The organism is Streptomyces sp. NPDC048461, assembly GCF_055587105.1.
In genome coordinates, this window is the sequence record NZ_JBVJGW010000004.1 from 443418 (window position 1) to 462110 (window position 18693).

Annotated in this window: 15 protein-coding genes, 4 tRNA genes and 1 other RNA gene; 11 read left to right on the forward strand and 9 right to left on the reverse strand. The window is 73.7% G+C overall.

Annotated features, from left to right (window positions below; genetic code table 11):
- Positions 1 to 107 precede the first annotated feature (107 nt).
- A tRNA-Ser gene (locus ACZ6S8_RS10230) sits at positions 108 to 195 on the reverse strand.
- A gap of 140 nt (positions 196 to 335) precedes the next feature.
- Here ACZ6S8_RS10230 and ffs point away from each other — a divergent pair.
- The 6 genes from ffs to ACZ6S8_RS10260 all read left to right on the forward strand — a co-directional run bounded on the left by ffs (position 336) and on the right by ACZ6S8_RS10260 (position 8757).
- An RNA gene (ffs, locus tag ACZ6S8_RS10235) (signal recognition particle sRNA small type) lies at positions 336 to 434 on the forward strand.
- A gap of 99 nt (positions 435 to 533) precedes the next feature.
- Complete coding sequence (locus tag ACZ6S8_RS10240; RefSeq protein WP_469454232.1) at positions 534 to 2744, forward strand: DNA polymerase III subunit gamma and tau; 2211 nt, start codon at positions 534 to 536, stop codon at positions 2742 to 2744.
- Between the two features lie 60 nt (positions 2745 to 2804).
- Positions 2805 to 4058: a phosphoribosylamine--glycine ligase gene (purD, locus tag ACZ6S8_RS10245; RefSeq protein WP_469454234.1), complete on the forward strand. Its 1254-nt coding sequence runs from the start codon at positions 2805 to 2807 to the stop codon at positions 4056 to 4058.
- 287 nt (positions 4059 to 4345) lie between these two features.
- Positions 4346 to 6073: a hypothetical protein gene (locus tag ACZ6S8_RS10250; RefSeq protein WP_469454235.1), complete on the forward strand. Its 1728-nt coding sequence runs from the start codon at positions 4346 to 4348 to the stop codon at positions 6071 to 6073.
- 207 nt (positions 6074 to 6280) lie between these two features.
- Positions 6281 to 7768, forward strand: a complete 1488-nt coding sequence (locus ACZ6S8_RS10255; protein WP_469454237.1) for a N,N-dimethylformamidase beta subunit family domain-containing protein — start codon at positions 6281 to 6283, stop codon at positions 7766 to 7768.
- 74 nt (positions 7769 to 7842) lie between these two features.
- Entirely contained in the window at positions 7843 to 8757 is a 915-nt protein-coding gene (locus ACZ6S8_RS10260) for a phosphoribosylaminoimidazolesuccinocarboxamide synthase (RefSeq protein ID WP_469454238.1), read from the forward strand.
- A 45-nt stretch (positions 8758 to 8802) separates the two neighbouring features.
- Here ACZ6S8_RS10260 and ACZ6S8_RS10265 read toward each other — a convergent pair.
- From ACZ6S8_RS10265 to ACZ6S8_RS10300, 8 genes are all read right to left on the reverse strand, one after another.
- Positions 8803 to 8875 (reverse strand) — tRNA-Gly (locus ACZ6S8_RS10265).
- 22 nt (positions 8876 to 8897) lie between these two features.
- A complete protein-coding gene (locus ACZ6S8_RS10270; RefSeq protein ID WP_383923840.1) occupies positions 8898 to 9509 on the reverse strand; it encodes a response regulator in 612 nt (203 codons plus the stop codon).
- Entirely contained in the window at positions 9506 to 10774 is a 1269-nt protein-coding gene (locus ACZ6S8_RS10275) for a sensor histidine kinase (RefSeq protein WP_469454240.1), read from the reverse strand. The genes ACZ6S8_RS10270 and ACZ6S8_RS10275 overlap by 4 nt, the downstream gene beginning before the upstream one ends.
- Positions 10775 to 10802: 28 nt before the next feature.
- The gene (locus ACZ6S8_RS10280; RefSeq protein ID WP_469454242.1) at positions 10803 to 11567 is read right to left on the reverse strand and encodes an ABC transporter permease; all 765 of its coding nucleotides are present in this window, start codon (positions 11565 to 11567) and stop codon (positions 10803 to 10805) included.
- Positions 11564 to 12508, reverse strand: a complete 945-nt coding sequence (locus ACZ6S8_RS10285; RefSeq protein WP_469454244.1) for an ABC transporter ATP-binding protein — start codon at positions 12506 to 12508, stop codon at positions 11564 to 11566. The genes ACZ6S8_RS10280 and ACZ6S8_RS10285 overlap by 4 nt, the downstream gene beginning before the upstream one ends.
- Before the next feature lie 171 nt (positions 12509 to 12679).
- Positions 12680 to 12752, reverse strand: a tRNA-Gly gene (locus ACZ6S8_RS10290).
- Positions 12753 to 12833: 81 nt separating this feature from the next.
- Positions 12834 to 12905: transfer RNA gene (locus ACZ6S8_RS10295), tRNA-Gly, on the reverse strand.
- 88 nt (positions 12906 to 12993) lie between these two features.
- Positions 12994 to 13311, reverse strand: a complete 318-nt coding sequence (locus ACZ6S8_RS10300) for a histone-like nucleoid-structuring protein Lsr2 (protein WP_469454246.1) — start codon at positions 13309 to 13311, stop codon at positions 12994 to 12996.
- Between the two features lie 350 nt (positions 13312 to 13661).
- Between ACZ6S8_RS10300 and purS the strand changes: the two genes are divergently transcribed.
- From purS to ACZ6S8_RS10325, 5 genes are all read left to right on the forward strand, one after another.
- A complete protein-coding gene (gene purS / locus ACZ6S8_RS10305; RefSeq protein ID WP_283457338.1) occupies positions 13662 to 13907 on the forward strand; it encodes a phosphoribosylformylglycinamidine synthase subunit PurS in 246 nt (81 codons plus the stop codon).
- A 2-nt stretch (positions 13908 to 13909) separates the two neighbouring features.
- The gene (purQ, locus tag ACZ6S8_RS10310) at positions 13910 to 14614 is read left to right on the forward strand and encodes a phosphoribosylformylglycinamidine synthase subunit PurQ (RefSeq protein ID WP_469454249.1); all 705 of its coding nucleotides are present in this window, start codon (positions 13910 to 13912) and stop codon (positions 14612 to 14614) included.
- Positions 14611 to 16860 (forward strand): phosphoribosylformylglycinamidine synthase subunit PurL, encoded by a 2250-nt coding sequence (gene purL, locus ACZ6S8_RS10315; RefSeq protein ID WP_469454252.1) that lies wholly within the window; start codon positions 14611 to 14613, stop codon positions 16858 to 16860. The genes purQ and purL overlap by 4 nt, the downstream gene beginning before the upstream one ends.
- A 103-nt stretch (positions 16861 to 16963) precedes the next feature.
- A complete protein-coding gene (locus ACZ6S8_RS10320; protein WP_469454253.1) occupies positions 16964 to 17755 on the forward strand; it encodes a maleylpyruvate isomerase family mycothiol-dependent enzyme in 792 nt (263 codons plus the stop codon).
- A gap of 36 nt (positions 17756 to 17791) precedes the next feature.
- A complete protein-coding gene (locus tag ACZ6S8_RS10325) occupies positions 17792 to 18586 on the forward strand; it encodes an META domain-containing protein (protein WP_469454255.1) in 795 nt (264 codons plus the stop codon).
- Positions 18587 to 18693 lie beyond the last annotated feature (107 nt).

Here is an 18693-nt window from a genome sequence, read left to right on the forward strand (position 1 = left end):
GCGTTCACGGCGCCGCGCACGCGCGGGAGGGCCGGCCGGGACGGGGGCAACGCAGAAGGCCCCGGCCCGGTTTCCCGGTCGGGGCCTTCAAGTGCCCGGTGAGGCACTGGCGGAGGATACGAGATTCGAACTCGTGAGGGGTTGCCCCCAACACGCTTTCCAAGCGTGCGCCCTAGGCCACTAGGCGAATCCTCCGCGGCAAACAATACAAGACGTTGAGGGGTGCTCGCGAACGTGATCGTCCGCGGACGTCCGCGCATCCCCCGCGGACGATCGGGCCGGAGTTCCGGCCGGAGTCCGGCTCGATTCCGGGGCCTTTCATCCGCTAGGGTGGGGCCAGCCCCTCACGTGGCGCTATCTCACCCAATTCCCCCAGGGCCGGAAGGCAGCAAGGGTAAGTGGGCTCTGGCGGGTGCGTGGGGGGCGCTTTGCGTTCCGGGGCGGGTCGCGCGCCGGCTCGGGAGCGGGTCCGGGTCGGGTTCCGCGGCGGCTGCGGGCCGCCGTTGTCGGCGGGCCCGGATAACCTCGTAGACGTGTCGTCCCTTGCGCTGTACCGCCGCTATCGCCCCGAGTCGTTCGCCGAGGTCATCGGGCAGGAGCATGTCACTGCACCGCTGATGCAGGCCCTGCGGAACAACCGGGTCAACCACGCGTACCTGTTCAGCGGGCCGCGCGGCTGTGGAAAGACGACCAGTGCGCGCATCCTCGCCCGCTGTCTGAACTGCGAGCAGGGCCCCACCCCGACCCCGTGCGGGGAGTGCCAGTCCTGCCAGGACCTCGCCAGGAACGGGCGGGGCTCCATCGACGTCATCGAGATCGACGCCGCCTCGCACGGTGGTGTGGACGACGCCCGTGACCTGCGCGAGAAGGCCTTCTTCGGACCGGCCTCCAGCCGCTACAAGATCTACATCATCGACGAGGCCCACATGGTCACCTCGGCGGGCTTCAACGCCCTGCTGAAGGTCGTCGAGGAGCCGCCGGAGCACCTCAAGTTCATCTTCGCCACCACGGAGCCGGAGAAGGTGATCGGGACCATCCGGTCCAGGACGCACCACTACCCGTTCCGGCTGGTGCCGCCCGGCACCCTGCGGGACTACCTGGGCGAGGTCTGCGGCCGCGAGGGCGCCAAGGTCGAGGACGGCGTGCTGCCGCTCGTCGTGCGCGCCGGCGCCGGCTCCGTGCGCGACTCGATGTCCGTCATGGACCAGCTGCTCGCCGGCGCCACCGACACGGGTGTGACGTATGCCATGGCGACCTCGCTGCTCGGCTACACCGAGGCCTCGCTCCTCGACTCCGTCATCGACGCCTTCGCCGCCGGGGACGGGGCCGCCGCCTTCGAGGTCGTGGACCGCGTCGTGGAGGGCGGCAACGACCCGCGCCGCTTCGTCGCCGACCTGCTGGAGCGGCTGCGCGACCTGGTCATCCTGGCCGCCGTGCCCGACGCCGGGGAGAAGGGGCTGATCGACGCCCCCGCCGACGTCGTGGAGCGGATGCAGGCCCAGGCGTCCGTCTTCGGCGCCGCCGAGCTGTCGCGCGCCGCCGACCTGGTCAACACCGGGCTCACCGAGATGCGGGGCGCCAACGCGCCGCGGCTCCAGCTGGAGCTGATCTGCGCCCGCGTGCTGCTGCCCGCCGCCTTCGACGACGAGCGGTCCTTCCAGGCCCGGCTCGACCGGCTGGAGCGCGGCGGGGCCGGCCTCGCGATGGCCGCCGCCGCTGCCGCCGCTCCGCAGCCCGCCATGGGGTACGTCCCCGGCCCCGAGGCGCACGCCATGGCCCCCGCCGGGCCGGGCGGAGGTCCCGCCGCCGCCCGGGCCGCGGCGCGGGCCCCGGAGCCGGAGGCGGCGCCCGCCCCGGTCGTACGGGCTCCCGAGCCCCCGGAGCCGTCCCACCAGGCCGCCCCCGCGGCGGCCCCCACCGCCGCTGCCCCCACCGCTCCCGCGCCCGCCGCCCCCGCCCCGGGGGCCTGGCCCGGAGCGGCGCAGCCCGGAGGGGGCGCCCCCGGCGCCTGGCCCGGCGCCGCGGCCCCTGCGGCGCCCGCCCCGGCCGCCTCCGCACCGTCCGCCCCGGCCCCGGCCGCCGGGGCCTGGCCCAGCGCGGCCGCCCCCGGCCAGGGCGGGCCCGCGGCCCAGGCGCCGGCTCCGGCCGCCCAGGCCCCCTCCGGGCCCGCGGCCCCCGCGCCCTCCCCGGGCATGGCCGCCGGCGCCGGGCAGATCCAGGCCATGTGGCCCGCCGTCCTGGACGCGGTCAAGAACCGCCGCCGCTTCACCTGGATCCTGCTCAGCCAGAACGCCCAGGTCGCCGGCTTCGACGGCACCACCCTGCAGCTCGGCTTCCCCAACGCCGGAGCCCGCGACAACTTCGCGAGCAGCGGCAGCGAGGAGGTGCTCAAGGCGGTCCTCGCCGAGCAGTTCCAGGTCACCTGGAAGGTCGAGGCCGTCGTGGGCGGCGGGGGCCCGGCCCCGGCCGTCTCCTCCTCCTCGTACGCGCCCCCGCAGCCCGCCTACAGCCCGCCCCCGGCCCAGCAGGCCCCCGCGGCCCCGTACCCGCAGCAGTCCTCCCCGTCCCGGCAGCAGCCCCCGGCCCCGCAGCCCCCGGTGCACCAGGCGCCGCCCCCCGTGGCCCCCGAGGACGACGTCCCGGAGGAGGACGATCCCGACCTGGTCGACAGCGCCCTGACGGGTCACGACCTCATCGTGCGGGAGCTCGGAGCCACGGTCGTGGAGGAATACACGAACGAGTAGCACCCCGGAGTTGGGTGGCCGCACGAATCCGGCCGCGCCGTCCCGGCTAGGCTGAGCAGCGTGAAGGTCCTCGTCATCGGCGGCGGCGCCCGCGAACATGCCCTGTGCCGCTCTCTGTCCCTCGACCCCGACGTCTCCGCGCTCTACTGCGCTCCCGGCAACGCCGGCATCGCCGAGGTGGCGGAACTGCGCCCGGTCGACGCCCTCAACGGCACCGCTGTGGCCCGGCTGGCCGCCGAGCTCGGCGTCGGCCTCGTCGTCGTCGGCCCGGAGGCGCCACTCGTCGCCGGTGTCGCCGACAGCGTCCGCGCCGCCGGCATCCCCTGCTTCGGCCCGACCGCCGCGGCGGCGCAGCTGGAGGGCTCCAAGGCGTTCGCCAAGGACGTGATGGCCGCCGCCGGAGTCCCGACCGCGCGCAGCTACGTGTGCACCACCCCCGAGGAGGTGGACGCGGCCCTCGACGCCTTCGGCGCCCCGTACGTCGTCAAGGACGACGGCCTCGCCGCCGGCAAGGGCGTCGTGGTCACCGCGGACCGGGACGCCGCCCGCGCCCACGGCGTGGCCTGCGACCGGGTCGTCATCGAGGAGTACCTCGACGGCCCCGAGGTCTCCCTCTTCGCCATCACCGACGGCGTGACCGTCGTCCCGCTCCAGCCCGCGCAGGACTTCAAGCGCGCGCTCGACGGCGACGAGGGCCCCAACACCGGCGGCATGGGGGCGTACTCCCCGCTGCCCTGGGCCGACCCGAAGCTGGTCGACGAGGTCATGGAGCTGGTCCTCCAGCCGACCGTCGACGAGCTGCGCCACCGCGGCACCCCCTTCTCCGGCCTGCTCTACGCGGGGCTGGCGATCACCGGCCGCGGCACCCGGGTCATCGAGTTCAACGCCCGGTTCGGCGACCCCGAGACCCAGGTGGTCCTGGCCCGGCTGCGCACCCCGCTCGCGGGCGTGCTGCTGAACGCCGCGAACGGCACGCTGGACTCCGAGCCCCCGCTCAGCTGGCGCGACGACGCGGCCGTCACGGTGGTCATCGCCTCGCACAACTACCCGGAGACCCCGCGTACCGGGGACCCCATCGAGGGGCTCGCGGAGGTCGCGGAGCAGGACGCGCCCGACGCGTACGTGCTGCACGCCGGGACCCGGCAGGAGGGCGACGCGGTCGTCAGCGCGGGCGGCCGCGTGCTGTCGGTGACGGCGACCGGTTCTGATCTGGCGCAGGCCCGCGAGAAGGCGTACAAGGCCGTGGCGCGGATCCGGCTGGACGGCTCCCAGCACCGTACGGACATCGCGGCCCGGGCGGCCGAAGGGCGCTGATCCGCGACGAGGCGGACCTGCGGGCCCGGTGCGCACGAGGTGCGTCCGGGCCCGCAGGCATGTGCCCGGGCGATTGCATCCGGCCGCGTTCGAACGCACCCAGCTTTACCCAAAGCCATTCCATCGGGTGATCGTCACCCCGACTGCCTGACGTCCGGGCGTGCCCCAACTAGGGTGCGGCGCAAGCATTCCGGCACTTGGCCCACCGGCATTGCGATGTCAGGGGCGGGTGTCACAGTGGGGGAGTGAGCAAAGCCGCCGCAGGGCAGAGGGGGTGAGGTCCGGCCGTGTCCGGAACCGGTTCGATCATGGAAGTGGGCGTGCCGTCCGCGCGTTCCCGCGCCTTGGCCGTGCTGCGGGTACGCAGCAGGGCCCTGGCCGTCGGGCTGCTGCCCGCCGCCCTCGCGGTGGTGCTGGTCACCGCCCGGATGACGGGCCGGCTGGCCGGTGACCCCTGGCCGGCGGTGACCCTGGCCGTCTGCGCCGCCGCCGTACTGGTCCTGCTCGTCGGCGGGGTCTTCGCCGCGGTGGTGCTGCGGGCGAGCCCCGCCGTGACCCCGACGGTCCCGCTGTCGGAGACCGCCGCGCCCGACCTCTACCGGCTGGTGCGCGACCTGGCCGACCGGATGGACGTGCCGGCGCCCTCGGCGATAGCCCTGACCCCCGACTGCGACAGCTGGCTGGAGGACCGCACCCACGCCGCCCACCGCCGCGCGGGCACGTCCGCCGGTCCGGAATCGGCGCCCGGCGCGGCCCCGGTGCTGGTGATCGGTTCCCCGTTCCTGTGGTGGATGCGCGTCGCGGAGCTCCGGGCCGTCCTCGCCCCGGTCGTCGCGGGCACGGGCCCGTCCGCCCATCCCGACATAGCGGACGCCCGCGGCTTCGTGCGCGGGCTGGACGCCGCCGTGGACGTGGGCTCCCGGCCCGGCCTCGGCTGGATCGCCGGACCCGCGCGGCTGCTGCTGCGGATGTGCCGGGTCGACGCGGCCGAGATGGAGCGCGGCGTGGCCGCGGCCGCCTCGGAGCGCGCACAGGGCGTGGACTACGGGCTGCGCATCGTCGCCCAGGAGCAGGTCGGCCTCGCCTACGCGGGCTGGGACCGGCTGCTGACCCGGGTCGCGCTGCCCGCCTGGCGGATGGGCCGCTGGCCGGCGCACCTCGACGCCGGAGTGGTGTCCGCGCTGACCGAGCTGTCCCGGCGGGACCGGCTGGCCGAGGGGTTCACCTCGCGCCTCGGCGAGCGGCCCGCCTGCGATCTGCTGGACCAGCCCGGAGTGATCGACGAGGCGACGTCCCTGCTGGCCGCGCGGCTCTTCCACGGCGGTCCCGCCGAGGCGGGGCCCGACTGGTCCCCCGTGGACTGGACGGCCTACCCGGAGGAGGTCGTGGACCGCAAGTGGCGCACCGAGGCGGCCCGCCTGCACACGGCCCTGGACGCCCTGGCCGTCCCGGCGGCCCCCGCGGCCCCGGCCGCGGCCGCGGCGCCCCCGGTCACCGTCTCCCCGTCCGCCTCCGCCGGTGCGCCCGCGGTCGCGGGTCCCGCCGGGGGAGCGGCCGGCCGGGCCGCCTCGGACGCCTTCACCGGGCCCACGCTGGAGCGGGTGCTCGGCTACCTCACGGACCCCGCCGGTGACGGCGCGGCCGGCGAGGCGCTGGCCGGCCGCCTCAGCGGGGACCTGGCCCGCGAGGAGCGCGCCTCCGGCCCGGCCGAGGGTGCCGGGAAGGCGCGCGGCGCGGACGCCGTACCGCTGTTCCCGCTGCAGCCGCCGCGCAGCGGCCGGGACCTGCTGGCCGACCACGTGACCGCGATGGTGTGCTGCGCGGCGGTCGACTCGGCCGGCGCCGCACCGGGGCTGGACTGGCTCGACGGACCGGTCCTGCTGGTCGGCGGCGCCCGCCGGTCCGACCTGGCGACGCGCGTGCTGTCCCTGGTCGAGGAGGGCGACCCCGGGCCGCTGCGGACCTGGCTGGCGGATCTGGGAGTCCGGCCCGAGAAGCCGGTCCGGCTGGTCTGACCCGCGTCCGGACGGGCCGCGCCGCCGGGCACGGCTCGTACGGGCGAACGGACGCGAATGTTCCGCTCACGTCAATTCGCGACGAACGGTGACGGAGTGCGTGCGTTATGTGATGTGCTGGGACCGGTCGCGGCCCGGTGACCGGAAACAGTGCCGCGCAACGGCTCGGAGAACGCCCGTCCGGGGGAGCGAGGGAGGGGAGCGGTCATGGGTGCGGACCAGATCCGGCGTTGGGAGTCAGGTGCGCTCGCGCACGCGGTGACGGACCCCTTCGGGCAGGGGCCCCTGCCCTGGTTCCGGGGCAGCGAGCTCTATTTCGACGACACCGGCCAGGTCGTGCCCTGGTACGTGGACCCGGCCGCCGCGGCCGCCGACACCGGACGGATCCCCCGCGCCCGGGGCAACGGCGGGCCCCGCACCGCCGACGACGTGCACCGCCAGATCAAGGGGTTCGCCTCCACCGGAGCCGTCACCCCCGGCGAGGCCATCGACTTCCACATCACCGTCGACCCGCCCCAGCAGTTCTCCGTCGACGTCTACCGGATCGGCCACTACGGCGGCGACGGGGCCTCGAAGATCACCACCAGTCCCCGCCTCTCCGGCATCGTCCAGCCGGCCCCCCTCGCCGCCGACCGCACCGTCTCCTGCCACCACTGGTGGATGTCCTGGCGCCTCCAGGTCCCGAGCTACTGGAGCGTCGGCGCGTACGTGGCCGTCCTGACCACCGTCGACGGCTACCGCTCCCACGTTCCCTTCACGGTCCGCGACGACCACCCCGCCGACCTGCTGCTCCTGCTCCCCGACATCACCTGGCAGGCCTACAACCTCTACCCGGAGGACGGCCGTACCGGCGCCAGCCTCTACCACGCCTGGGACGAGGACGGCCGGCTGCTCGGCGAGCGGGACGCCGCCGTCACGGTCTCCTTCGACCGCCCCTACGCGGGCGCCGGCCTGCCCCTGCACGTCGGCCACGCCTACGACTTCATCCGCTGGGCCGAGCGCTACGGCTACGACATCGCCTACGCCGACACCCGCGACCTGCACGCCGGCCGCGTCGACCCCACCCGCTACCGGGGCCTGGTCTTCCCCGGGCACGACGAGTACTGGTCGGCCCCCATGCGCCGCACCGTCGAGCGCGCCCGCGAGCACGGCACCTCGCTCGTCTTCCTCTCCGCCAACACCATGTACTGGCAGGTGGAGCTGGGCCCGTCCGCCTCCGGGGTCGCCGACCGCCTCCTCACCTGCCGAAAACGCCGCGGCCCCGGGCGCTCCAGCCTCTGGCGCGAGGTCGACCGCCCCGAGCAGCAGCTCCTCGGCATCCAGTACGCGGGACGGGTCCCCGAGCCCGAGCCCCTCATCGTGCGCAACGCGACCCACTGGATCTGGGACGCCACCGGCGCCGGGGAGAACGACGAGCTGCCCGGCCTGGTCGCGGGCGAGGCCGACCGGTACTTCCCGCGCACGCAGCTCCCCGAGCACCGGGACCGCATCCTGCTGGCGCACTCCCCGTACCTCGACGGCGACGGACACCGGCGCCACCAGGAGACCTCCCTCTACCGGGCCCCCAGCGGCGCGCTCGTCTTCGCCTCCGGCACCTTCGCCTGGTCCCCTGCGCTCGACCGGCCGGGCCACGTCGACGAGCGGGTCCAGCGGGCCACGGCCAATCTGCTCGACCGGATCTGCAAGCGCGACTGACCCCCCCCGGGCGGTGCGGGGGTCTCGGTGCGGGAGAATGGGGGTGCGCTCGTACAGAACCACAGGGAGACCCCGTGTCCGGATTCGTCGAAAAGCCCGAGCCGGTCCAGGTGCCGGGCCTCGTCCACCTCCACACCGGCAAGGTGCGCGATCTCTACCGCGACGGGGACGGCCACCTCGTCATGGTCGCCAGCGACCGGATGTCCGCCTTCGACTGGGTGCTCCCCACCGAGATCCCGGACAAGGGCCGCGTCCTCACCCAGCTGTCCCTCTGGTGGTTCGACCAGCTGGCCGAGCTGGTCCCGAACCACGTCGTGTCCACCGAACTGCCCCCCGGCGCCCCGGCCGACTGGGCCGGCCGCACGCTGATCTGCCGGAACCTCGACATGGTCCCGGTCGAGTGCGTGGCCCGCGGCTACCTCACCGGCTCCGGCCTCGCCGAGTACGAGAAGACCCGTACGGTCTGCGGACTCGCCCTCCCCGAGGGGCTCGTGGACGGCTCCGAGCTGCCCGCCCCGATCTTCACCCCGGCCGCCAAGGCCGCCGTCGGCGAGCACGACGAGAACGTCTCGTACGAGGAGGTCGCGCGCACCGCGGGGGCCGAGACCGCCGCCCTGCTGCGCCAGGCCACCCTCGCCGTCTACGGCCGCGCCCGGGACATCGCCCGCGAGCGCGGGATCATCCTGGCCGACACCAAGTTCGAGTTCGGCTTCGCCGACGGCACCCTGGTCGCGGCCGACGAGGTGCTGACGCCGGACTCCTCCCGCTTCTGGCCCGCCGACCAGTGGGAGCCGGGCCGCAGCCAGCCGTCCTTCGACAAGCAGTACGTCCGCGACTGGCTGGCCTCCCCCGCCTCCGGCTGGGACCCGAAGGGCGAACTCCCGCCGCCCGCGCTGCCGCAGGAGGTCGTCGAGCAGACCCGCGCCAAGTACGTCGAGGCGTACGAGCGGCTCACCGGCCTGTCCTGGACCGCGGCCACCGGGACCTGAGACACGAAGAAGCCCCCGGCCGATGGCCGGGGGCTCCTTGCGCTGAGCGGACAACGCGACTCGAACGCGCGACATCCACCTTGGCAAGGTGGTGCTCTACCAACTGAGCTATGTCCGCATGCGCCGTAGCGCGGTACCCACTATACCCAACCCCGCTCCCGTGCGAGACGCACTGCCGTGTGCCGGTTCTCGGCCCCCAGCTTCGTCGCCGCCGAGGACAGGTAGTTCCGTACGGTCCCCTGCGTCAGGGAGGCCCGCTCCGCGATCTCCGCGACCGGCGCCCCGTCCGCCGCCAGTTCGAGCACCTCCGCCTCCCGGGCGGTCAGCGGCGAGTCCCCCGCGCTGATCGCGTCGGCCGCCAACTCCGGGTCCACGTACCGCCCTCCGGCGTGCACGGTCCGGATCAGCTCCGCCAGCCGCTGCGCCGAGACGGTCTTGGGGGCGAAGGCCCGCACCCCGGCCGCCAGGGCCCGCTTCAGGTGCCCGGGACGCCCGTGGCTCGTCACGATCATGGTCTTGCAGCCGGGGAGTTCGGTCCGCAGCGATGTGGCCACGCTCACACCGTCCGCCCCCGGCATCTGGAGGTCCAGCACCGCCACGTCCGGCCGGTGGGCCCGGGCCATCGCCAGGGCCTCGGGCCCCGACGCCGCCTCCGCGACCACCAGCAGGTCGTCCTCCAGCGCGAGCAGGGCGGCCAGCGCCCCGCGGATCAGGTGCTCGTCGTCGGCGAGCAGTACGCGTACGGGGTTCACGCCCGGACCTCCTCTTCCTCTTCCTCCGCGTGCCCGCGCAGTCGCCGCGCGGGGATCTCGGCCCGTACCCGGAAGCGGCCGCCGGGCGCGGGACCGGCCTCCAGGGTTCCCTCCAGCGCGGCCAGCCGCTCCCGCAGCCCGGCCAGCCCCGAACCGGGCTTGCCGTCGCCCGGCGGGGCCACCGCGGGCACCCCGTCGTTCTCCACGACCAGGACCAGGTCCTCCCCGGCGTCCACGGCCGCGAGCCGGATCACGCAGTGCCGCGGCTCCCCGTGCCGGAGCACGTTCGTGGTGGCCTCGCGCACCACCCAGCCCAGCGCCGACTGCACCGCCGGGGGCAGCGGCCGGCGCTCCCGCAGCTCCACCCGGCAGTCGATCCCGGCGGCGCTCAGCACGCCCCGCGCGCCCTCCAGCTCCACCGCCAGGTCGGCCTCGCGGTAGCCGCGCACGACGTCCCGCACCTCCCGCTGGGAGTCGCGGGCGATCTGCTGCACCTCGATCATCTGGTCCACCGCCTCCGGGCGTTCGCGCCGGGCCAGCTGGACGGCCAGCTCGCTCTTGAGGGCGATCACCGCGAGGTTGCGCCCCATCACGTCGTGCAGGTCGCGCCCGAAGCGCAGCCGCTCCTCGGCGACCGCCAGCTGCGCCTGGAGCTCCCGCGACCGGTCCAGCTCCCGTACGGCACGCACCAGCCAGGCCGAGAAACCGCAGGCCGCAACGAGGAAGATGCCGCTCAGCAGGATCCCGACGCCGTACCCGAGGGCCTCCGCGGCCGGCAGGCCCATGGCGAGCATCACCCCCGCGGTGCCCACCGCCATGGCGGGGGCCGTCAGCAGCATGTGCCGGACCTTGCGCATGCACAGCACCACCGAGCCGCAGGCGAAGCAGGCCAGGCCCAGGACCAGCGTCGGAGCCACCTCCGGTGGCCCGGTCAGCCCCGCCCGGCGCAGGAGCAGCACGGCCAGGCACGCCGCGGCGGTGACGGCCATGGCGGCCACGGCGAGCCGCGTCGGCCGCTCGCGCCGCTCCACGTGCCAGTCCAGCGCCCGGGAGGAGAGCACCCCGCACAGGACGGCGTGGACGCACACGGCCAGGAACAGCGAGGCGGGCAGCAGCGCCGAGCTGGTGGCGGTCATGGACCCCAGCGCGGCGAGGCCGATCGTCGTGATCTCGATCAGCACGAAGAAGTGGAACGACCAGCGCGTGTACAGCTCGACCTTCCCCGCGCTGCTGCGGTTCCTCCACCATCCGGTCAGCTTCGACACGGCGCCTCCCCCCGGCTCGTTGCGCGTCCTAGCGGCGCGGTTCCCAGCGGAACCACCGCTGGACAGCAAACACGCTGATCGCCGTCCAGGCCAGCGTGGTCAGCGCGGCACCCAGCAGGTCCCCGCCCCCGGCGCCCCCGGACCAGCCGGCGCGCACCAGGGCCATCACGCCGCTGAGCGGCAGCAGTTCGCAGGCCGAGGCCAGCGCGTCCGGCAGTACGTCCGCCGGCAGGAACAGCCCGGAACCGAGCGAGGTCAGCAGGAACAGCGGCAGCGTGGTGATGCCCGCGCTCTCCACGTTCCGGGTGACGGCGCCGGTCACCGCGGACAGCCCGGCCAGCAGCACGATCCCGGCGGGGACGGCGACGGCGATCAGCAGCGGCTCGCGCGGCAGCGGCACGTCGAGCGCGAGGGAGCCCGCGACCACGAGGACGGCGATCTGCCCGAGGGCCAGGACGGCGGAGGGCAGGGCGGTCCCGGCCAGGATCTCCAGGTCGCCCGCCTCACCGGTCCGCAGCCGCTTGAGGACGAGTTCCTCGCGCCGGGCGACGTACGCCGAGACCAGGTTCATGTACACGACGAGCATCAGCACCATGCCGATCCCGCCGGTCAGGGTGGCCTCGCCGACGGCGGCCCTGCCGTCGGCGCCGGTCACCGAGGTGCGCAGCACGAACACCATCACCAGCGGCATCAGCAGCGCCACGCTCAGGGCGGCCCGGTTGCGCACCAGCAGCGTGATCTCGGAGCGGCCGAGCGCCGCGAGGCGCCCGGGATTCAGGGTCATGGTGTTCATCGGGTCCCCGCCATCGTGTCCTCGGTACGGCCGCCGGCGCTCCGGCGGTTCTGCGCGATCTCCAGGAAGGCCTCCTCCAGGGAGGCGGAGCGGGCGTCGAGCCCGCCGAGTTCCACCCCGTGGTCGTGGGCCCAGCGCAGCAGCTCGGTCAGGTCGGCCTGGAGCCGTTCGGTACGGACCTCCACGTCCCGGCCGTGCGCGGCCGCGCGCAGCGTCAGCGGCAGCCGGGCCGCGGGCACCCCCGCCGGCAGGGCGAAGCGGATCCGCGACGGCCGGGTCGCGGTGACCTCGGCGGGGGTACCGGTCAGGACGAGCTCCCCCTCGTGCAGGATCGCGAGGCGGTCCGCGAGCTCCTCGGCCTCCTCCAGGTAGTGCGTGGTGAGCAGCACCGTGGTGCCCTGCGCCCGCAGTTCCCGCACCAGTGCCCAGGTGTCCCGGCGGCCCTCGGGGTCCATGCCGGTGGTCGGCTCGTCGAGGAACAGCACCTCGGGCCGCCCCAGCAGGGCCATCGCCAGGTCCAGGCGCCGCCGTTCGCCGCCGGACAGCTGCTTGACCCGTACGGAGGCGCGCCCGCCCAGCCCCACCAGCTCCAGCGCCTCCGCCGCCGGGCGGGCGCCGGAGGTGAGCCCGCCCCACATCCGTACGGTCTCGGCGACGGACAGGTCGGAGGGGAATCCGCCCTCCTGGAGCATCACCCCGGTCCGGGGGCGCACCTCGGCCCGCCGGGCGCGGGGGTCCAGCCCGAAGACCCGCACCCGCCCGCCGGTCGGCGCGGCCAGCCCCTCCAGCAGCTCGACGGTGGAGGTCTTGCCGGCGCCGTTGGTGCCGAGCAGGGCGAAGATCTCGCCCCGCCGCACGGAGAAGGAGACGCCCCGGACGGCCTCGAAGCCGCCCGAGTAGCCGCGGCGCAGGTCCTCGACGTCGATCACGGTGTCAGTCATGGATCCAGCCTCGCGGCGCCCGGACCGGCCCGGCAGTGCGCGCTGTCATGGCCGCCGATGACATTTGTCAGGGGGCGCCGCCGGACGCGGTGCGGCCGGATCGCGGGAAAGGCCGTAAGGCGGCCACACGAAGAAGGCCCCGGTCACAATGACCGGGGCCTTCTCACTTTGAGCGGACGACGCGACTCGAACGCGCGACATCCACCTTGGCAAGGTGGTGCTCTACCAACTGAGCTACGTCCGCATGCATGGCGCTGGACTACGCGCTCGGCAATGCGAGCATCACTCTACCTGATCCACCGTGGTGGTCCGTAAAGCGATGCAGAGCGGGTGACAGGGATCGCACACTGCGCCTTCCCTCTGGAAGAGGGATGTTCTACTACTGAACTACACCCGCACGACCTTCGGGGCTTTGACCTGCGGCCTCGCCCCTCGGCGTGATCCACACACTAGCCGACGGAGGGGGGTGGATGGCAAATCGGCTCTCAGTGGGCCGCGTTGTAGGCCTCGTAGATCTTCTTGGGGATGCGGCCCCGCGGCGGCACCTCGTGGTGGTTCGACCGGGCCCAGGCCCGCACGACCGCCGGGTCCGGTGCGACCGACGTGTGCTTGAAGGCCTTCCCGGAGCGGGACTGGCGCCGGCCGGCCGCCACGAAGGGGGCGAGGCCCTTCCGCAGTTTCTTGGCGTTGGCGGGATTGAGGTCGATCTCGTACGACTTACCGTCCAGGGCGAACACGACCGTTTCCGCCGCTTCTCCGCCGTCGATGTCGTCGGAGAGCGTGACTACTACGCGCTGCGCCACGGATATCGGTCCCTTCGTGCGACAACGCCGCCTACTGACGTGCGGTGATGTCGCCTGTGTGGATGTTTCGGAGCAATGCATCTTTCCGTCCCCGTTGCGAAGCGGCAAAAGTCACTCGCACCGGGTGATTCCTTTGTACCTTGATTCCCATTGCATTGCTAAGCCCAGTTAATTCTCTCCGCGTGTCCCGCCGCAATGCCGGGGGCGTGGTTTTCCGGCGGATTTTGCGAAGCGTTGGTGAAGCCGAATCGTTCCGGTGATCAAGGATGAAGGATATCTACCCGCGTAGAAATTTTCGCCGGGTACGCTGAGGGAACCGCCTTCGCACCAACCACCACACGGGAGTGCCAGTGGCACGCGTCGTAGTCGACGTCATGCTCAAGCCGGAGATCCTCGACCCCCAGGGCCAGGCGGTGCAGCGTGCACTGCCGCGTCTGGGCTTCGATGGGATCGCCGACGTCCGCCAGGGGAAGCGCTTCGAACTCGAGGTGGAGGGACCGGTCGACCAGGCCGCCCTCGACCGCATCCACACGATGGCCGAAACGTTCCTCGCCAACACCGTCATCGAAGACTTCACCGTGAAGGTCGAGGCCTGACGGTGACCACTCGCATCGGAGTCGTCACGTTCCCCGGAACGCTCGACGACCGTGACTCGCTGCGCGCCATCCGCCTCGCGGGGGCCGAGCCGGTCTCGCTCTGGCACCGCGACAAGGACCTGCACCAGGTCGACGCGGTCGTCCTCGCGGGCGGCTTCTCCTACGGGGACTACCTGCGCGCCGGAGCCATCTCCCGGTTCTCGCCGGTGATGGAGACCATCATCGAGCAGGCCAGGGGCGGCATGCCCGTCCTCGGCATCTGCAACGGCTTCCAGATCCTCACCGAGGCCCACCTGCTGCCGGGGGCGATGCTCCGGAACAACCACCTGCACTTCATCTGCCGCGACCAGAAGCTGCGGGTGGAGAACGCGGAGACCGCGTGGACCGGCGACTACGCCGCCGGCCAGGAGATCTCCATCCCGCTCAAGAACGTGGACGGCCGCTACACCGCCGACGAGCGCACGCTCGACGAACTGGAGGCCGAGGGACGCGTGGCCTTCCGGTACGTCGTCGACGGCGACGCCGCCGACGGAGCCGGCAACCCCAACGGGTCGCTGCGCGACATCGCCGGCATCAGCAACGCCGGGGGCAACATCGTCGGTCTCATGCCGCACCCCGAGCACGCGGTGGAGCCGCTGGTCGGCACCGGCCGCACCGACGGCATCCCGTTCTTCACGTCGGTCCTGAAGAAGCTGGTCAACGCATGAGCCTGGACACGGTCAAGAACGCCGCCGAGACCCCGGACGCGGCCCAGCCCTGGAAGGAACTCGGCCTCAAGGAGGACGAGTACGCCCGCATCCGGGAGATCCTCGGCCGCCGCCCCACGGGCGCCGAGCTCGCCATGTACTCGGTCATGTGGTCCGAGCACTGCTCGTACAAGAGCAGCAAGGTCCACCTGAAGCAGTTCGGCGAGAAGATCCCCGAGAACGACGCGATGCTCGTCGGGATCGGCGAGAACGCCGGCGTCGTCGACGTCGGCCAGGGCTACGCGGTCACCTTCAAGGTCGAGTCGCACAACCACCCCTCGTACATCGAGCCCTACCAGGGCGCGGCCACCGGCATCGGCGGCATCGTCCGCGACATCCTCGCCATGGGCGCCCGCCCGGTCGCCGTCGTGGACCCGCTGCGCTTCGGCGCCGCCGACCACCCCGACACCAAGCGCGTCCTGCCGGGCGTGGTCGCGGGCATCGGCGGCTACGGCAACTGCCTGGGTCTGGCGAACATCGGCGGCGAGGTCGTCTTCGACGCCTGCTACCAGGGCAACCCGCTGGTGAACGCCGGATGCATCGGCGTCATGAAGCACGAGGACATCCACCTCGCCAAGGCCTCCGGCCCCGGCAACAAGGTCATCCTCTACGGCGCCCGCACCGGCGGCGACGGCATCGGCGGCGTCTCGGTCCTCGCGTCCGAGACCTTCGACGACACGAAGCCCACCAAGCGCCCCGCGGTCCAGGTCGGCGACCCGTTCCAGGAGAAGCTCCTCATCGAGTGCACCCTGGAGATCTTCAAGGAGAAGCTGGTCGCGGGCATCCAGGACCTCGGCGGCGCCGGGCTCTCCTGCGCCACGAGCGAGCTGGCCTCCGCCGGTTCCGGCGGCATGCGCGTCGAGCTGGACACCGTCCCGCTGCGCGACGCGACGCTCTCGCCCGAGGAGATCCTCATGAGCGAGTCGCAGGAGCGCATGTGCGCGATCGTCGAGCCGCGTCACGTCGACCGGTTCATGGAGATCTGCGAGAAGTGGGACGTCATCGCCACCGTCATCGGTGAGGTGACCGAGGGCGAGCGCCTGGAGATCTTCTGGCACGGCGAGCAGATCGTGGACGTGCCCCCGGGCACCGTCGCCCACGAGGGCCCCGTCTACAACCGCCCGTACGCCCGCCCCGCGTGGCAGGACGCGCTCCAGGCGGACGACGCGAACGAGCTGCCGCGCCCGGCCACGTCGGCCGAGCTGCGCGCGCAGGTCCTCGCGCTGGTCTCCTCCCCGAACCAGGCCTCGAAGTCCTGGGTCACCGACCAGTACGACCGCTTCGTGCAGGGCAACACCGTCCTGGCGCAGCCCGAGGACGCGGGCATGGTCCGCATCGACGAGGAGACCAACCTCGGCGTCGCCATGGCCACCGACGGCAACGGCCGCTTCGCCAAGCTCGACCCGTACACCGGCGCGCAGCTCGCGCTGGCGGAGTCGTACCGCAACGTCGCCGCGACCGGTGCCAAGCCCCTCGCGATCTCGAACTGCCTGAACTTCGGCTCCCCCGAGGACCCGGACGTCATGTGGCAGTTCGCCGAGGCCACCCGCGGTCTCGCGGACGGCTGCCTGGAGCTGGGCACCCCGGTCACCGGCGGCAACGTCTCGCTCTACAACCAGACGGGCGACACCGCGATCCACCCGACCCCGGTCGTGGCGGTCCTCGGTGTGATCGACGACGTCAACCGCCGTACGCCGATGGCGTTCGCGGAGCCCGGCCAGCTGCTGTACCTGCTGGGCGACACGGCCGAGGAGTTCGGCGGCTCGGCCTGGTCCCAGGTCGTCCACGACCACCTCGGCGGCATGCCGCCGAAGGTGGACCTGGGCCGCGAGAAGCTGCTCGGCGAGATCCTGATCTCCGCCTCCCGCGACGGCATGGTCGACGCCGCGCACGACCTGTCCGACGGCGGCGTGATCCAGGCGCTCACCGAGTCCTGTCTGCGCGGCCGCAACGGTGCGCGGATCGTGGTCCCCGAGAGCCTGGACGCCTTCACCTTCCTGTTCTCCGAGTCCGCGGGCCGGGCCATCGTGTCCGTTCCGCGCAGCGAGGAGCTCCGGTTCACCGACATGTGCGGTGCGCGGGGCCTGCCGGCCGCCCGCATCGGCGTGGTGGACGGCGACGAGATCGAGGTCCAGGGCGAGTTCACGCTCCCGCTGGCCGAGCTCCGCGAGGCCCACGAGGCGACGATCCCGGCGCTGCTCGCCTGATCCCGCTCCGTTCCGAGCCCCCGTCCGGATGCGTTCCGGGCGGGGGCCCGGCCGTGTCCGCGGTGCTCCCCGGACGCGGAAGGCCGCCGAGTAGGGTCGGGTCATGCCGCCCGCCAGGAAGAAGCAGCGCGCCTACGACCCCGCCCGGGTCCGTACGGCCGTCACCACCCAGTTCGGCCATGTCGCCCGCGCCGTCGGGGAGTTGACCCCCGAGCAGCTGGAGCGGCCCAGCGGGCTCGGCGACTGGACCGTCGCCGACCTCGCCGCGCACGTCGCGTGGATCGCGGACTCCCTCGCGGCCGGCCTCGACCGGCCGCCCGCCGCGGTCGCGGAGCTGTCGGCCGTGGAGTGGCCCTTCGCCACCGCCTCCCTCGCCGGGAAGATCTCGGAGGCCGCCCGGGAGACCCTGGGAGGCGCCCCGCTGCCCGAGCTGTACGAGCGGGCGGGGGAGCGGCTGGCCCGCGCCCTGGACGCCCACCCCGGCCACCGCGTGCTGGACCTGTGGATCGGGGACATGACCCTGGCAGACTTCCTCGTCACCCGGACCGTCGAGCTGGTGGTGCACACCGACGACCTGAACCGGGCCGCCGGACTGGACGTCCCCGTCGACCGCCAGGCCCTGGCGGCCTGCACCCGGCTGCTCGCCGACGCCCTCGCCGTCCGGGCGCCGGGCGGATCGGTCGAGGTGCGGATCCCCCCGTTCGCGGTGGTCCAGTGCATCGAGGGCCCCCGCCACACCCGCGGCACCCCGCCGAACGTGGTGGAGACCGACCCGCTGACCTGGCTGCGGCTCGCGACGGGACGTACGCGCTGGTCGGAGGCGCTCGACGGGGCCCTGGTGCGGGCCAGCGGAGAGCGGGCGGACCTGTCCGCGCTCCTCCCGCTGATGAGCTGAGCGGAACCGCTCCGGCGGCCGCTCCGTCACAGGGTCATGCGTACTCTCCGGAACCTCACCCCCGGCCTGGCCCTCGTCCTCGCCCTCGCCGCCTGCGGCGGCGGAGCGGGGGAGGAGCCGGCCGATCCACTGCCCGGCGGCCAGGGCTCCTGGCGCGTCGAGTCCCTCACCACCGGCGGCCGGACGCTCCACGCACCCGCCGAGGCCCGCCTCGACCTCGCCGAGCACGAGGCCAAGGGCAACTACGGCTGCAACGGCTTCACGGCGAAGGTGGTCCCCGAGGGCGGCGCCCTCACCGTCACCCCGGGCATGTCGACCACCATGGCCTGCGCGAACCAGGCGTTCGAGATCGAGTTCGCCAAGCTGTTCCGCGGCCGGCTCACCGTCGACCGCGGCCCCGACCGGCTCACCCTGAAGACCGCCGACGGGAGCACCCTCGCCATGACCTCCGAACCCCCGGACCCGGACGCCCCGCTCACGGTCACCGAGTGGACCGTCGACTCCCTGATCAGCGGCGCGAGCGTGTCCTCCGTACCCGCCGCGGCCGCCGGCCGGGCCCGCTTCACCCTCGCCGCCGACGGCGCCGCCAGCGGCAACCTCGGCTGCAACCGGTTCACTTCGAAGGCCACCGTCGACGGATCCACCGTCGCCTTCGGGCCGCTCACCGCGACCCGGATGGCCTGCCAGGGCCCCGAGGGCGAGGTCGAGCGCACCCTGACCGGCCTGCTGGGCAGCGGCCCGCTCACGTGGAAGGTGCAGGGCGGCAAGCTGACCCTGACCGCCCCCGACGGCACGGGACTGGGCGCCACGGCGGGCTCCGCGGCGGAGTGACCCCGCCCGGGTCCGCTTGAGCCTCTTCCGGCCGCCGCGAGCGCCCGCGCCGCGGCCACGGCGCCCCCCGGCCCGGGGGGCGCCCGTACGCCGCCCGCGCACCGCCC